This window comes from Lacticaseibacillus parahuelsenbergensis, from assembly GCF_030770265.1.
In the GTDB taxonomy this organism is placed as follows: Bacteria; Bacillota; Bacilli; order Lactobacillales; family Lactobacillaceae; genus Lacticaseibacillus; species Lacticaseibacillus casei.
This window is the reverse complement of the sequence record NZ_CP132482.1, coordinates 2,700,395-2,715,392: the sequence shown is the minus strand read 5'-3', so window position 1 is coordinate 2,715,392 and position 14,998 is coordinate 2,700,395. Positions and strand designations below refer to the sequence as shown.

Annotated in this window: 14 protein-coding genes; 9 read left to right on the top strand and 5 right to left on the bottom strand. The window is 48.5% G+C overall.

Annotated elements, in window-relative coordinates; genetic code table 11:
* The first annotated feature begins 164 nt into the window (after positions 1-164).
* Positions 165-1,031: a helix-turn-helix domain-containing protein gene (locus LACPH_RS12615; RefSeq protein ID WP_274785140.1), complete on the top strand. Its 867-nt coding sequence runs from the start codon at positions 165-167 to the stop codon at positions 1,029-1,031.
* Positions 1,032-1,134: 103 nt separating this feature from the next.
* Here LACPH_RS12615 and LACPH_RS12610 read toward each other — a convergent pair whose 3' ends face one another.
* The 3 genes from LACPH_RS12610 to LACPH_RS12600 form a co-directional block, all read right to left on the bottom strand.
* Positions 1,135-1,404, bottom strand: a complete 270-nt coding sequence (locus LACPH_RS12610; RefSeq protein ID WP_274785139.1) for a helix-turn-helix domain-containing protein — start codon at positions 1,402-1,404, stop codon at positions 1,135-1,137.
* A gap of 168 nt (positions 1,405-1,572) precedes the next feature.
* Positions 1,573-2,211: a CPBP family intramembrane glutamic endopeptidase gene (locus LACPH_RS12605; RefSeq protein ID WP_274785138.1), complete on the bottom strand. Its 639-nt coding sequence runs from the start codon at positions 2,209-2,211 to the stop codon at positions 1,573-1,575.
* A gap of 166 nt (positions 2,212-2,377) precedes the next feature.
* Positions 2,378-2,656 (bottom strand): bacteriocin immunity protein, encoded by a 279-nt coding sequence (locus LACPH_RS12600; RefSeq protein WP_274785225.1) that lies wholly within the window; start codon positions 2,654-2,656, stop codon positions 2,378-2,380.
* A 568-nt stretch (positions 2,657-3,224) separates the two neighbouring features.
* On the opposite strand from LACPH_RS12600, the gene LACPH_RS12595 reads away from it, so the two are divergent.
* The 4 genes from LACPH_RS12595 to LACPH_RS12580 are packed head-to-tail and all read left to right on the top strand — an operon-like array spanning position 3,225 to position 8,358.
* Entirely contained in the window at positions 3,225-5,012 is a 1,788-nt protein-coding gene (locus LACPH_RS12595) for an L-fucose isomerase (RefSeq protein ID WP_274785137.1), read from the top strand.
* A 21-nt stretch (positions 5,013-5,033) separates the two neighbouring features.
* On the top strand, positions 5,034-6,563 hold the full coding sequence (locus LACPH_RS12590) for a rhamnulokinase (RefSeq protein ID WP_274785136.1): 1,530 nt from the start codon (positions 5,034-5,036) through the stop codon (positions 6,561-6,563).
* A 1-nt stretch (position 6,564) separates the two neighbouring features.
* Positions 6,565-7,908, top strand: coding sequence for a sugar porter family MFS transporter (locus LACPH_RS12585; protein WP_274785135.1), 1,344 nt, complete (start codon positions 6,565-6,567; stop codon positions 7,906-7,908).
* A gap of 12 nt (positions 7,909-7,920) precedes the next feature.
* On the top strand, positions 7,921-8,358 hold the full coding sequence (locus LACPH_RS12580) for an RbsD/FucU family protein (RefSeq protein WP_274785134.1): 438 nt from the start codon (positions 7,921-7,923) through the stop codon (positions 8,356-8,358).
* Between the two features lie 421 nt (positions 8,359-8,779).
* Here LACPH_RS12580 and LACPH_RS12575 read toward each other — a convergent pair whose 3' ends face one another.
* Complete coding sequence (locus tag LACPH_RS12575) at positions 8,780-9,580, bottom strand: class II aldolase/adducin family protein (protein ID WP_274785133.1); 801 nt, start codon at positions 9,578-9,580, stop codon at positions 8,780-8,782.
* 195 nt (positions 9,581-9,775) lie between these two features.
* Between LACPH_RS12575 and LACPH_RS12570 the strand changes: the two genes are divergently transcribed.
* A complete protein-coding gene (locus LACPH_RS12570) occupies positions 9,776-10,531 on the top strand; it encodes a DeoR/GlpR family DNA-binding transcription regulator (protein ID WP_087912935.1) in 756 nt (251 codons plus the stop codon).
* A 270-nt stretch (positions 10,532-10,801) separates the two neighbouring features.
* Positions 10,802-12,262: a catalase gene (locus LACPH_RS12565; protein WP_306387045.1), complete on the top strand. Its 1,461-nt coding sequence runs from the start codon at positions 10,802-10,804 to the stop codon at positions 12,260-12,262.
* Between the two features lie 139 nt (positions 12,263-12,401).
* On the opposite strand, the gene LACPH_RS12560 is transcribed toward LACPH_RS12565, so the two are convergent.
* Positions 12,402-13,796, bottom strand: coding sequence for an MFS transporter (locus LACPH_RS12560; RefSeq protein ID WP_274785131.1), 1,395 nt, complete (start codon positions 13,794-13,796; stop codon positions 12,402-12,404).
* A gap of 207 nt (positions 13,797-14,003) precedes the next feature.
* Here LACPH_RS12560 and LACPH_RS12555 point away from each other — a divergent pair, with 207 nt between their 5' ends.
* Both LACPH_RS12555 and LACPH_RS12550 read left to right on the top strand, forming a co-directional pair.
* Complete coding sequence (locus tag LACPH_RS12555; RefSeq protein ID WP_306387044.1) at positions 14,004-14,369, top strand: MarR family winged helix-turn-helix transcriptional regulator; 366 nt, start codon at positions 14,004-14,006, stop codon at positions 14,367-14,369.
* 209 nt (positions 14,370-14,578) lie between these two features.
* On the top strand, positions 14,579-14,896 hold the full coding sequence (locus tag LACPH_RS12550; RefSeq protein ID WP_274785129.1) for a YxeA family protein: 318 nt from the start codon (positions 14,579-14,581) through the stop codon (positions 14,894-14,896).
* Positions 14,897-14,998 lie beyond the last annotated feature (102 nt).

The following is a 14,998-nucleotide window of genomic DNA, read 5'->3' as shown; positions in this document are numbered from 1 at the left end:
TGCTCGCAAATTTCTTCATTGAAGCGTACGTTTATTGTGAAACGGGTAAATTTTTACTTATCATCAACACGTCCGCGATGCTAAAAGCATACGATGGGACATTGACGATGACAATTTTTTTGGAACTTCGCTTGCATATATGAAAATCTGAAGAGGTGAATGCCGTGACAGATACATTTGCAAATTTTGGGTTGTTGCTGGCAGCTATGCGCAAACGGCGACAGCTGCGGATGGCAGACATTGCCGGTAACACTAGTTTGAGCACCATTTCGCGATTTGAACGAGGCAGTCAGACCATTTCGATTAAGCTTGCCAGCGACTTGTTCCGGCGCGTTCATGCTTCATTGCCAGAAACTGCCGAACTCGTGGATGGCTCAACCGAAATTCCCGAGATGTGGCAAACATTAGCTGAGGCTGCGCTTACTGAAGACACCCGCGAGTTAGACAAAGTGATTGTTGCGTTTGAAGAAAAGCCGGATACTATCAATGCAATGATCGTCACTGTTCTCAAAACATATCGGAGTATGTTCAAACACGAAAAGTTGGATCGCGGTCACGCAATTGCGCCGGTGATTCACTATTTGCTCGGCAATGGCCGGTGGTTCCTGCTAGAGTTCCAACTATTTGCGGCTTCAATTTACTTAGCCAATCCCGAAGATAGCAGGCATTGTCTGATCAGAGCCATTCACGAAATTGAACACGCCCATGCCCACATTTTTCTGGAACCATTCACCAGCGGCTTGTTCTACGCGGCAGTCGCAGCCATTGAAAAGCATGATGTACCAACGGCAAACGTCTTGTTAGGTAACTTGCGCGGACTTGTTGCCACCGCCGACACGATTTTCCTCAAATACCGCATCAGGATGATAGAGGCAGCATTACGGTGTTCACTCCGCAACGAACCGCACGAGTATCAACATATCGTGGAGATGCTCACTTTTCTACATACCATCGGCGCCGATAACTATTGTGTGGCCGATCGTCATTGGTTGCGAAAGATGGGGATTGAGGTTCATTTGAGTTTTGATTAGTGGGTTGACGCATTGTCGGACATTAGGGCTGTCAAACAAAGAGGCGCATGAATTTTCCGTTTTGAAAATTCATGTGCCTCTTTGTTTGATTCTGGCTTAAAGATTAACGGGCCTCGCGAGGAACGATGGATAAATGGATCTTTTTACCCAAGCCTCCTGCATATCGGTTGAGCGTTCTTAACGTTGGTAAAGAATCCAAGCGTTCAATTTTGGCCAGTTGAGGTTGTTTCATGCCAATCATATCTGCAAATTGTTTTTGGGAAATACCACGTTTGATTCGTTCGCTTTCCAATTCTGCCAGAGCTTCGATGATCGCTACTTTATCTGGATGATCGCGTTTCAACTGCTGTGCGTAATCGTCCCACGTTGTCATTTTTCACCTCTTATGAAAATTGTTCTGCGATTTAACTCGGTTTCTATAGAGACTATTACATGATTGCTGTGACAGATGCAACTATTAATTTGAAGTAACCCTCTGTTCAAGACGGTTTCTATTTCGTCTCTTCTTCATCTGATCGCCTCAGACTTCTGGATTGACTATTTAAATGATTGAAAACATGGATAGCACAGCAAAGAAATTCATGAGGGCATGCAGCACAATCGAATTTTGCAGTTTGCCACTTTTCCAGTAGACAAATCCAAGCGCTATTCCCGAAGCGGCGTAAAGCAAGAATCCGAAAATTGTGTTGCTTTCGTGAACGGATGAGAACAAAAGCGCACTTAGTATAATTTTAAGCCAGGCTTGGTTTGAATTGAAAAATAGGCTAAACACCATTCCTCGGAATACCAACTCTTCAACGATGGGCGTTATGAAAATCATGTTGATGATAAGCATACCAACCATTAGCTGATGATGGCTAAATAAAAACCTTTCGAGGACTTGGTTATTTGGGGTTTGCATTTGACTGGACGTTATGTAGTTTAGATATGCAAAAAAAGCATTGCTCACTGATTGAAATACAAAACCGCCAAAAATATATAAAAGGTCATGAAAGCTGGCTTTTTGTAGCAAGTTAGTGTTTGTGTACTTGCGAACAAATCTGTATGCAACAAAAATAATGACCGCATCAGCCACAATGAAGGTGCTCGCAAGTTCAATTAATCCTAAGCTAGTTTTGGCATCAGCCATAAACATCAAAAAAATAACTGGGAGCGGCTCCAAGAAGTACATCAGTGCCATATAGGCGATCCTTTTGAGCAAAGGATCCCTTTGAATCGTCACGGGTTATCACAGTCTCTCATAATTGTTTGTTTTCCAACGCATTAGCGCTTTTTGCTTTCATTTAGTGGCGTGCGGAAGGCACCAAACTCATCAGTAGCGAGCAACACAACTGCCTGTTACACTCTCACGAATCCAGATAACTGCTCAACGTCCCTAATGCTCCGCGATTGGTACCAAAAGGAAGGTTTTGATCATAGAGAACTTGAAAATCATCATAAAATTTACCTGCATCACGTGACAGACCGAACCGCATTGACTCTCTCTGTAAACTAACGAGCGTCTGATGAAGAACCGCAACGTTGTATCTACCTTTTTCCATATCGGCTTTTGCCATGAGCCCGATTTTTCGCTCACGCTCCTTGATATCAGGATCGAGGACAAAATCGTAGAGCTTGTTTAGCATCTCTTCGTTTATTTGAGCATTCTTTTGATGTTTCACTATGTCTACCACCTTTATCAATATAGCTTCGACGTTGACGACCATCTGTATCTGCAATGTTAACAACAGTTATGATACCACTAAAAAGGATTGGTTTATTCTTCACGTATATTTTCCTGCTGGTAAGTGTTGCTTAACTAGCATCCTACTAACACTCAGAAGAATTTATATTAAATAATTTATTTTGAAGTGCTACAAACATTCCTGATACTATCAGCAAATTCACATCAAGAAATCGCCTGTATAAGATACAGTGAAGTGCCATCAGTTTTACAAGCATGAACCCCCCAGCAGCACGCTTCTGATTGAGTCACCCCACCAACCATTTTCTTTTGGTATACCCACCCTAGCGAAGAAAAGTTCACAAGCTTGATGAACTATGACGAAAATTGGCGCTTTTTTTGACGAAGTTTCAATCACTTTGCCAACCCTTGGCGCGTGGAATGAAAGCGCTTATCATAAAAGCCGTAGTCAGCTGATGAAATTAACGAGATGGTAACTAGACAAGCAGCACATGTGGAGGCAAAAACAAATGACAAACATGACATTCCCGAAGATTGGTATTCGTCCGACGATTGATGGTCGGCGGCGTGGCATTCGTGAATCATTGGAAGATCAGACGATGAAGATGGCGCATTCAGTGGCGGATCTTTTAGCGGCGACGCTTAAATATCCGGATGGGTCGCCGGTGCAGACGGTGATTTCTGACACGACCATTGGCGGGGTTAAAGAAGCCGCGATGTCGAAAGAGAAGTTCGATCGCGCCGGAGTTTGTGGCACGATTACGGTGACCCCATGCTGGTGCTATGGCAGTGAAACGATGGATATGTCACCGGACCTGCCGCACGCAATTTGGGGCTTTAATGGTACCGAGCGTCCCGGCGCCGTTTATCTGGCAGCCGTGTTGGCGGCGCATGCCCAGAAAGGGATTCCGGCGTTCGGTATTTATGGTCATGATGTGCAAGACGCGGACGATACCAGCATTCCTGACGATGTCAAAACCAAACTGATTCGGTTTGCCAAAGGTGCGCTGGCGACCGGCATCATGCGCAACAAGAGTTACCTGTCGATCGGTAGTGTTGCGATGGGAATTGCCGGCTCGACCGTTGACCCTGATTTCTTCCAGGAATACTTAGGCATGCGTAACGAATATGTGGACATGACGGAAATTGTTCGCCGCTGGGACGAAGGTATTTACGATAAGGAAGAATTCGAAAAGGCCTTGGCCTGGGCTGAAAAGAATACGCCGATTGGTCCGGATCTTTACAATGAAGACGATCCGAACAAATTTACCGATGAACAAAAGCATGAGCAACTTGTTGCCTGTGTGAAAATGACCATGATTGCTCGTGACCTCATGGATGGCAATAAGAAACTTGCCGACATGGGCTTCAAGGAAGAAGCCGAAGGGCACAACGCGATTGCGGCTGGGTTCCAGGGACAGCGGCAGTGGACGGATCATTTTCCTAATGGCGACTACATGGAAGCCTTCATGAATTCCCAGTATGACTGGAATGGCATTCATCAGCCGCATGTTTTTGCGACCGAAAATGATTCATTGAATGCGACATCCATGTTGTTCAACTACCTGTTGACCAACACGCCGCAGATTTTTGCTGATGTGCGGACGTACTGGAGCCCTGAAGCCGTTGAGCGTGTCACTGGCACCAAACTTGAAGGGGTAGCCAAGAATGGATTCTTGCATCTTTCTAACTCGGGTGCCCAAACGCTTGATGCAACCGGTCAGGAGACAATTGACGGCCAGCCGGCGATCAAGCCGTTCTATGACTTAAGCGAAGAAGAAGCTCAGGCCAATCTTGATCATACCCGCTGGATTCCGGCTAACATTGGCTACTTCCGTGGCGGCGGCTTCTCATCTAACTATGTGACCCGCGGCGGTGAAAAGGGCATGCCAGTCACCATGGCGCGTCTGAATCTGGTCAAGGGTGTGGGTCCGGAATTACAGGTGGCAGAAGGCTATGCCGTTGATTTGCCGGAGAATGTTTTCGACATTATCAATAAGCGGACCGATCCGGGTTGGCCATCAACGTTCTTTGTACCGATTTTGACCGGACATGGCGCGTTCAAATCGGTTTATGACGTGATGGACAACTGGGGTGCCAATCATGGAGCCATCAGTTATGGGCATATCGGTGCTGATTTGATTACCTTAGCTTCGATTTTGCGGATTCCGGTGAATATGCACAATGTTCCTGAGTCCGACATTTTCCGGCCGCGGGCATGGTCGTCACTAGGCACGGAAAATCTAGAAGCGGCAGACTTCAATGCCTGCAAGAACTTTGGCCCGTTATACAAATAGCTGGGGAAATGAGTGATAACCATGGCAATAACAAATTTAATTGCCGTTGATCTGGGCGCGAGTTCCGGTCGCTTGATTTCCGGCCAGTTTGATGGTGACCAAATTCACTTAAAAGAACAGTTTCGCTTTTCCAATCAACCAGTGGCGGTGAATGGTCATCTGTATTGGGATTATCTGAAAATTTTCCAGGAAATCAAGTATGGCCTAGCCATTGCGCGGCGGGATCTTGGGCGGATCGACGGCATGAGTATTGATACTTGGGGCGTTGATTATGGCATCTTGAGTCAACGCGGTGAGCTGTTATTTGCCCCGCACAGCTATCGGGATTCACGAACCGACGCCGTCAAAAAGGCATTTTACCAGCGCATGAGTCCGTGCAAGTTGTTTCTGGAAACAGGTAATCAGGCGGCCATGATCAATACCAATGTGCAGCTTTTTGCTGATGTGACCCGTTATCCGTTTTTGCTGACAGAAGGCGCGGATGTGTTGATGATGCCGAATCTGATTGGGTATTTCTTTACCGGTGTCAAACAGACCGATTTTACGATTGCCAGCACCAGTGGTTTGCTTGATGTTGCCAATCGTGACTGGGATGAAGCGGTTTTGCACAAGTTGGGTATTCCGCGGAACTGGTTTGGTCATCTGGTGACAGGTGGCGCTGTGCTGGGACCATTGCGGCCGGAGATTCAGACGGAATTGCAGTTGAATGATGATACGCAGGTCATCAATGGTGTTGGGCATGATACCGCCGCGGCGGTGTTGGCGCTGCCGCTGACGTCGGAAGATTGGCAACAAACCGCGTTTATCAGTTGCGGTACCTGGTCCATCATCGGCCGCAAAACCGTCAAGCCGATCGTGTCGCTGGCGGCAGCCGATGCCGGCTTGACCAATGAGGGCTGTTTTGACGGCAGCAATCGCCTATTACAAAACGTGACCGGCCTGTGGATCGTGCAGGAGTTACAACGGGAATGGTCGTATCAAGGCGAGATGGTTGATTTTGGCAAAATGACCGCAGAAGCGCAGGCGGCTGAGTCCCTGCACAGCTACATTGACCCGAATCATCCGTTGTTCACCGGTCCGAGTCGGATGGAAGAAAAGATTGAAGCCTTCCTGCACCAAACCGGCCAGCCGTTGCCGCAAAGTCGCGGTCAGTTGGTGCGTATCGTTTTGGAAAGTCTGTCCATGACGTATCGGCAAACTATTTTCAACTTGGAGCAGGCTACGGAAACGCCACTGACGAAGATTCATATGTTTGGCGGCGGGATCCAGAATCAGTTGTTAGTGCAGCTAACGGCGGATCTGACCCAAATGCCGGTCAGCGCCGGGCCGATCGAAGCCAGTGTAACCGGAAACATTGTGTCGCAGTTGCTGGTGCTGAAAAAATTAGCGCCGGAAGACGTGGCCGCAACCATGAAGCGGACGTACACCGTTTCGACCATTCAGCCGCAAGCAGTGCCGGATCTTGACGCGCACTTCAAGGCGTTTCAACAGATGGTAGAAAAAGGCAAGGCAGTAGTGGCTGAGTTACCACCAAAAATGGAGGCGAAGTGATATGGGGACGACATCGAAGCAACCTGTCACCAAACCGGCAACGAAACCGATTGTGTACCTGTTTGCCATTCTGGGCGGCTTTGCAGGGCTGTTATATGGCTACGATTCAGGCGCCATTTCGCTGGCCTTGCCGTCGATAACCACCGCATTCGGCTTAAATTCAGCAGAAAAAGGCCTAGTTGTTTCGTTTCTGCTGTTCGGCGCGTTGCCGTCTATCGTTGTTTTTACCGCGATGGAAAAGAAAATTGAACGACGTAATGTTTTAGTCCTCGGCGGGATCATTTTTATCGCCGGCAGTATTTTCAGCGCGTTATCAACGGATACGGTGATGTTGATGATTGCCCGCTTTGTCCTCGGGGTTGCGGCGGGGATCGCCAATATGTATGGCCTGATCTATCTTTCTGAATTGGCGCCAGCGCATATTCGCGGGTTAATGTCGTCGCTTTACCAATTGAGTGTCAATGTCGGGATTCTGGCGGCTTATGCTGTTGGTGCCTATAACCTGCCGACTGATAGTTGGCGGTGGACGCTGGGTCTCGGGGCAGTGCCGGCAGCGGTTTTTGCGATTGGCATGATGTTATCGCCGCAAAGTCCGCGTTGGTTGATTCGTGATCAGAAAGTTGACAAGGCGCGTAAGGTTTTAAAACGGGTCCGTGCCACTGACGATGAAGTCGAATCGGAAATTCAGGATATTCAAGATAGTTTGAAGTCCCAAGAAGCCGGGATGCGTGAGCTGTTTGGCGCCTTTAGACCAGCGATGTTGTTGCTGTTTACCTTGACCTTTTTCCAGGTGTTTACCGGTATCAACGCTGCGGTGTATTATGCCCCTGAGATTTTCCACAACTTAGGGATGGCTAATGCCAGTATCATTGCCGATTTTGCAGTCGGCAGCGCGTTGGTGATTTCAACCTTGATGTCGCTACCGTTTATTGATCGGTTGGGGCGGAAGAAGTTATTGGAGATCAGTCTCGCCGGTCAAGTGCCGCCTGCCATTGTGCTATGTCTGTGGTCTAACGATGCCACGATTGCGATCATTGCGATCTTCGTGTATGTCTTTGCTTTCGGGTTTGGATTAGGACCGGTCTTTTGGTCATATGTTCCGGAGATTCTTCCATTAAAAGCGCGGGCGTTGGGGATGGGGGTCATTACGTTTACGCAGTATCTGTTTAATGGCCTACTGTCGTTGATTTTCCCGATGATGCTGGAAGCGTTAGGGATTAACGTCTTTTACATTTTTGCGGCGTTGTCGGCGCTGGCGGTGGTTTATATTCACCGGAACGTCTTGGAGACTAAGGGACGGACACTGGAAGATATCGAACATTATTGGGAAACCAAGCATGCGTGAGAGGGTGAAGTGATGCTGAAGCATATTCCAAAGCAGTTGTCACCGGCGCTGGTTGAGGCGCTGATGGAGATGGGGCATGGCGACGAGATTTTGTTGGCGGATGCTAATTATCCGGCGCGAACGAATAATGCGCGGGTGATTCGGGCTGATGGGTTGGCGATTCCGACGTTGTTGCAAGGCATTTTGACGCTGATGCCACTGGATCCGTACGCGGATTATCAGGCGGTGGTTCAAGCGGTGGTGCCGGGTGACAAGAATGTTCCGGAAGGTGAGCCGCCGATCTGGCACGACTATCGCGCTGAGCTCGCCAAGTCGTTTCCGGATTTTCACCTGAAGTCGCTGGAGCGGTTTGACTTTTACGACCATTCCAAGCAGTGCTTCGCCATTGTGCAAACTGGTGAGCAGGCGTTGTACGGGAATTTGATTTTGAAAAAGGGTGTCATTGCGTAGCGGTAAGGTGATGTACTGAAAAGCGTAGGCTGTAGATTACTTGTCGTGCCAAACTCCGCAATCTCCGGCGGGTGCTGGGCTGGAACGTGGTGGGCACGACTTAGAGCCTCTGCAAGCCCGGCAGAGTCTCTAAGCTCGGCCTTGTACTACGCCGGGAAGATCACCCGGCTAGTACAATCTCACCACTGAGCCCGCCCCCGCCTCCGATTGCTTCGCCTTGGCACTACTAGGTCTTTCTAGCTTCTCGAATTAGCAAGTGAAACTTTTGATAATCAAAAAGACCGAACATTTCCATCTGGGAGTGTTCGGCTTTTTGCGGCTTAGCACAATTGAGCCGTTGCCGCTGAATTAAAAAAGCCGCTTCATCCTGGGTGTCTTTTGACACAACTGGGATAAAGCGGCAGTGGGGCTGAATCATCGCCTATTTTACGGTGCTGGCTGGCGTGACTTCGCCTGGCTGCATTTCGCTGGCTGGGCGTTGGGGATTTTTGGGTAGTGGGACTTGCTTGGCTTTGATCGGGATGCCGGGGACGGCGATGGGTGGGACTTCTTTGTAGGGTTTTTGATAATTTTGGCCGCAGGAGTGGTAGTCGTCGAGTAAGCCCAATTTAATGAAGATAGCTTGCTGATAGGCGATGCGGGCGTTCCATTCCAAGGTTTCCATGATGCGTGCCGCAATGTGGAGGTCGGTGCTGGTGATCAAGATGCCGTGGCTGTCTAATAGGAAGACATTCTCCATTGCCTTGTCGCCGATTTCTTTTAAAGCCGTGTAGACGGTGTTGGCGAGTTCCATGGACGTTGCCGGGGCAAATGGCAGCACGCGGATGCGGCCTAACTCGCGGGTGGCTTCGGTGACGTTGGGCATGTCAAGTCCGGCGGTGGCCCAGAACATGGACTCTTCTGCGTGCGAGTGATAGATGCAGCGAATGCCCGGATGTGCGTTGTAGGCTTTCTCATGCATGTTGACTTCGCGCGTCACGTCACCGACACCATCGATTTTTTGGCCGGTTTCGGCATCGATGACCAGAATCTGCGCCGGATGTAGTTCGGAGTAGTAGGTTTCGGACATAAACGTCGGCGTCATGAGGATGTAGGGATGTTCCTGTTCGTCAAAAACCTTGACCGACATGTTGCCGCCTGCGACGTTGGTATCTTTGCGATCGAACATGACTCTGACTGTGTGGGCAAGATCGTCACGTTCCGCCTGAAACATCATTTCCATTTTGAATAACTTCCTTCCATGATTGATTACCGTCATTATAGTTGAAAACGCTGTCGTAGCGGCGCTTGGCGAACATTCTGGCTAAAGCGCGGGAAACGCGTCGAAGAAGCTTCATAATTCGTCACAAAGCGTCATTTCTTGCAACCGCTTTCGCAGCCCTTTAAACTGGTTAAGGGTGAATAGGGGGACGATATTGTGTTTAAAAATGAAAGGCTCAATCGGATCATGACGATTCTGGAGCATAAAAAAGTGGTGAGCACGACGGATTTGGAGAAAACCTTATTTGTCAGCAATTCCACATTGCGCCGGGATTTAATGACTTTAGAGCGATTGGATAAGGTGCATCGTAGTTTTGGTTATGTTGAGTTGGTGAAAGCAGATAATCTGGAATTGCCGTATCTGTTTCGGGGACAGGAGCGAGCGCCGGAGAAGCATCGAATTGCCGCCACGGCGAGTGTATTTCTCGGGGATAATCAGGCTATTTTCATTGATTCAAGCTCAACAGCGTCCTTTTTGGCACCATTCCTTGCCAAGCTGAACCATGTCATCGTGATTACCAATGGGTTGCGGGTCGCGGTTGAACTTGACGGTCTGCCGAGCATCAAAACTTTTGTCACTGGCGGCCGGCTGCGCAATGGTGCGGGCTCGATTATCGGGGATGATGCGATTGGGTTTCTCAATAATTTTCGGGCAAACCTGTTCTTTATGTCGTGTGTCGGGTTGACCAACGATGGCGTCTTCATGTCCAGTCAGGAGCAGTCCAGCGTTAAGCGTGCCATGATGCAACATGCGGAAAAAACGATCCTGCTGTGCGATCACTCAAAATACAATGTGAAAAGTTATTACCGCCTGTGCCATGAAGATGAGCTGGAAGCCGTCGTCTCGGACGCGCGCCCGGATCAACCACTGGCGACGAGTTTGGAAAAAGCGGGTGTTGAGGTGTTGGTTTAAAGGCGCGTGAAAATGCCTGCCAAGCGAGCCGTTTGCTTGAATAATCCTTATCATTGAATAACAATGGTTGTGCACAATCTAATGACTGAATAATAGCGTCTAGCCGGTTTCTAACCGCGCCGGTTCACGCTCACACATTAACGCGTTCACCGGCGCAGAAGTCTGCGTGTAAGGACCTTGATCGCAATGGCCAAGACCGGGCCATCACGCTCAAGGCCGCTTACACTTCGACTTCTAACCGCGCCGGTTCACGCTCAGGAGGGATTTTTAATGACAGATAAACTAACCACAGGCGAAGGTCAGGCGTGGGCGGATAATAATCATAGTTTAACCGCTGGCGAACGCGGGCCGGTGTTGTTGCAGGATTATCAATTGCTGGAGAAATTGGCACATTTTAACCGGGAACGCATTCCGGAACGTGTTGTGCATGCGAAAGGCGCAGGTGCCAAAGGTGTGTTTAAGCTGACGCATGATATGAAGGCGTACACAAAGGCGGATCTGTTTAATGGCGTTGGCAAAGAAACACCGATTTTATTGCGGTTCTCGCAGGTTGCCGGTGAAAGCGGGTATCCCGACACGATTCGCGATGTTCGCGGGTTTGCGCTGAAGTTTTACACGCAAGCCGGTAATTATGACATCGTCGGCAACAACACGCCGGTCTTTTTCGTCAATGATCCGTTGAAGTTTCCTGATTTTATTCATTCGCAAAAGCGGGATCCGCGCACGCATAGACGCGATAACAACATGCAGTGGGATTTCTGGGCGCATTCACCGGAAAGCACCCATCAAGTGACTTATCTGATGGGCGACCGCGGCAATCCTGCGAGCTATCGCACCATGAACGGTTATGGCAGCCACACCTTTAAGTGGGTCAACGCGCAAGGTGAGGCTTTCTGGGTTAAGTATCACTTCATCAGCCAACAAGGGGTTCAGAATATGACCGATGAAGTAGCTGCCAAAATAGCCGGAACCGATACTGATTATCTGCAAAATGATTTGTTTAGTGCCATTGAAACTGGCAACTTCCCCAAGTGGACGGTCTATGTCCAGATTTTGCCGTATCAGGAAGGCCTGGAATATAAGTACGATATTTTCGATGTCACCAAAGTGGTTTCTCACCACGACTATCCGTTGATTGAAGTCGGTGAGTTTACCCTGAATGAAAATCCGGAAAACTATTTTACCGATGTCGAAGAAGCGGCTTTTTCACCGGCCAATTTTGTTCCTGGGATTGAAGCATCTCCGGATAAGCTGCTGCAAGGGCGATTGTTTGGCTACAAAGATGCGGAGCGCTATCGACTTGGGGCCAATTACGAGCAGCTGCCGGTCAATCGGCCGTTGAACCCGGTGCACAATTATGCGCGTGATGGTTTCATGGCTGCCAAGCAGGATCGGTCGGTTAATTACGAGCCTAATTCACATGGCGGTCCTGAAGAAGACCATAGCGCCCAGATCCATCAAGATGCTGTCAATGGCAAAATCGGCAACTATAAACCTTACGACGAAGATAACTTCTCGGCAGCAGGCCGCCTGTATCGCGTCATGAGTGAAGACGAGCGTACCCGCCTGGTCACAACGATTGTCAATAACCTCAAACAGGTAACGAGCCAGGAAGTCCGCGTTCTTGCTGCGCATAATTTCTACCAAGCCGATCCTGAATATGGTAGTCGCATTGCTGAGCAACTCGGGCTGTCGCTGGAAGACGTGAAGGCGGGTAAAGCCGAAGCCTAAAGCCAGGATTTATGCAACCAAGTGTCAGCGAATGATAGCAAAAGAAAAAGCTGAGATAAAAAGTCACACCTGTTCACTTTCGACAGGGAGACTTTTCATCTCAGCTTTCTTTAGCTTTCGAGATTAGCCGCTATGACGATTAAGCATCGTAACTTGCGGCCTGGGTTTGGGCATGTCTGGTTTTTAAGCCGATCGCAATCGCAAGATCACCGATGATTGCCAGGATTAATAAGAACCAAAAGGCGTGTAACCCGCCAACCGCGGTTGTGTGTGCCGTGGTCTTAGGCACCTGCGCCAAGGCAACAATCAAAGAGACACATGCGGTTCCCAAGGCAGCGGCAAACTGCTGCAAGGTGTTGAAAATCGCATTGCCATCTGTTGTTTCGGCTTTGGTTAGCTGCGCTTGGCCACTGGTCATGATATTACCCATGGCAAAGCCGGTCCCTAACATGACAGCTGCATAACCAAGCATTAACATGACCGGCGTGGCAGTCAAGGCAGTGACTAACAAAAGCAGAATCCCAACCAGCTGCAAAGCTAAGCCAATGAAAATCGGCTTGGCCGGCCCCAAATTGTCATATAATTTACCACTCATTGGCGCCATTAAAGCTCCTAATGCCGCGCCGGGAAGCAGGAGCAGTCCGGCGATTAATGAACTTGTGTGGTTGACTAATTGCAGGTAGTTAGGCAACACAAACGCAAAGCCGACGTTCACGATCTGAATGATAAGAAACGTGATAACGTGCCAATCAAACGAGGCGTTGGTCAAAAGGCGTAGATTGATTAAGGGTTCTTTGACATGCAAGGAACGCAAGGTGTAACCGATGAGGCCTAAGATGACAACGACGCCGTAAATCGCAGCCTGGCCGGGATCATTTTCAATGCGGTTAAGGCCTAAAATGGCACCGGCAAAGAAGATCGCGATCAAGAGCCAAGCGATGAAGTCCAAATGAACATGGACCGGTTTGGTGACTTGCGTAATCGAAAACAGCCCGAGAAACAAGGCAATCACCATGACGACTAGCAGGAAAATAAAGATGAGATGCCAATTTAAATCCACTAAAACCCCGCCATAAGTCGGCCCGAGTGCTGGCGCAATGGCCGTTACCAACGTGCCAATGCCCATCAAAAACCCGATTTTATCCAGCGGTGCCTGCTCCAGAATAATGTTGAACATTAAAGGTAAGGCAATCCCCGTGCCGCAGCCTTGAATCAGCCGACCAATCAGTAAAAGCGCAAAATCATTTGCGACACTACAAATAGCTAAACCGAGGATGAAAAAAGCTGTTGCGGTTAAGAAAAGCTGCTTGGTGGTGAAGCGGCGTTTTAAAAATCCGGAAATAGGGACGATGATTGACACGACTAGCAAATACCCAGTGGTTAACCATTGAATTGTGCCCGTATTGACCTGAAATTGTTTCATTAAAGTCGGGAAGGTGACATTCATGGCGGTTTCGATTAAGACACCGCAAAACGCCATGAGGCCAGTGGCGAGAATCGAAAGATACAATTTAGCTGATACTTTTCTTGTCATAAAAACCTCCGTTGTGTATAGTTCTATATAGAACTATATGCTACTATAGCGACTTATTTTTCTGAAAGCAAGTTATTCAGGCAGATGACTGGTTCTGAACCAGTAGCGATTCAGATAATGGAGGATATGATGACAGATTCGATAGGTATCTTGGTCAAGAAATTGAATAATGACCTGCAACGATAAGCAGATCGCGAGGCCAAACAAATGGGATTAACGCAGGTGCAGATGAGCATCATCGATTTTTTGGCGCGCCACGGTTCGCACCGCAGCCTTTACCAAACCGATGTTGAGCGGGAATTCAATATTCAAAAGTCATCAGCGACAGCACTGCTACAGCTCATGGAACGTAAGGCGCTGATCGTTCGAACGGCATCAAAAGAGGACGCCCGGTATAAAACGATTCAGCTAACCCCTAAGGCGCAACATGATGCGGCGCATATTCGTGCGTACTTTGAACAGAATGATGCTTTTTTGCGGGAAGCTTTGGGTGAGAATGCGGATGTCGTGGTGACGGCGCTCAAGCAATTGCAGCAAGTGATGGCCGGTAAGCTTGCGCAGGTGGACGGGTGATAGCCTAAGAGGCAACAGACTGAGATTATCAAAAGAACATTTTAAGCTAGCCGCTTCGCTGGCATTTTCACATATGCAAGTAACGGGTGAAAAAAATTGCAAATATCAATCTGTCATCATAATATTTGAGCATGAAGAAACTGAACCAAGTTTACTGACATGGTGGTATTTTGTGATGGTTATTGATTGGAAAAGGGGGGCAATGAATCATGGCGCGTACGAAGAAAATGCTGCTCGTCGTCGGCGCACTTATTGTGATCAGTGTGGTAGCGCTGCTTTCGATTCACAATGAATGGACGGATCGAATCAATCCGTTTATCAGCGAAGAAACAAGCTTTGCCAAAGTTCCTTTAAAGACCCAGACCTATCAGGACGTTAAGATTTACTCGAAAACGGGTCAAAAGCTTTCTTATACGTTGAAGCATGTCAAAGGCTATGATGCCACGCAGCAATATACTGCCATTCAACACAAAGGCCAGTACGTGAAGCATCTTTCGTACGTTGCTAAAGCGCCGTTTGTCGAATGATTTAAATGGTACATCGGAATGAAACAAGCCCTCTGGTCGAGCGCCGTTACGGCATCTCGATCAGGGGGCTTGTTGCGTTACTTTTGGAGGATTTTCAGGTTG

What these genes read in the sequence shown, in the direction of transcription:
- LACPH_RS12610 (WP_274785139.1), bottom strand. Translation starts at nt 1,404, where the DNA reads ATGACAACGTGGGACGATTACGCACAGCAGTTGAAACGCGATCATCCA.
- LACPH_RS12605 (WP_274785138.1), bottom strand. Translation starts at nt 2,211, where the DNA reads ATGGCACTGATGTACTTCTTGGAGCCGCTCCCAGTTATTTTTTTGATG.
- LACPH_RS12600 (WP_274785225.1), bottom strand. Translation starts at nt 2,656, where the DNA reads ATGCTAAACAAGCTCTACGATTTTGTCCTCGATCCTGATATCAAGGAG.
- LACPH_RS12595 (WP_274785137.1), top strand. Translation starts at nt 3,225, where the DNA reads ATGACAAACATGACATTCCCGAAGATTGGTATTCGTCCGACGATTGAT.
- LACPH_RS12590 (WP_274785136.1), top strand. Translation starts at nt 5,034, where the DNA reads ATGGCAATAACAAATTTAATTGCCGTTGATCTGGGCGCGAGTTCCGGT.
- LACPH_RS12585 (WP_274785135.1), top strand. Translation starts at nt 6,565, where the DNA reads ATGGGGACGACATCGAAGCAACCTGTCACCAAACCGGCAACGAAACCG.
- LACPH_RS12580 (WP_274785134.1), top strand. Translation starts at nt 7,921, where the DNA reads ATGCTGAAGCATATTCCAAAGCAGTTGTCACCGGCGCTGGTTGAGGCG.
- LACPH_RS12575 (WP_274785133.1), bottom strand. Translation starts at nt 9,580, where the DNA reads ATGGAAATGATGTTTCAGGCGGAACGTGACGATCTTGCCCACACAGTC.
- LACPH_RS12565 (WP_306387045.1), top strand. Translation starts at nt 10,802, where the DNA reads ATGACAGATAAACTAACCACAGGCGAAGGTCAGGCGTGGGCGGATAAT.
- LACPH_RS12560 (WP_274785131.1), bottom strand. Translation starts at nt 13,796, where the DNA reads ATGACAAGAAAAGTATCAGCTAAATTGTATCTTTCGATTCTCGCCACT.
- LACPH_RS12555 (WP_306387044.1), top strand. Translation starts at nt 14,004, where the DNA reads ATGGGATTAACGCAGGTGCAGATGAGCATCATCGATTTTTTGGCGCGC.
- LACPH_RS12550 (WP_274785129.1), top strand. Translation starts at nt 14,579, where the DNA reads ATGGCGCGTACGAAGAAAATGCTGCTCGTCGTCGGCGCACTTATTGTG.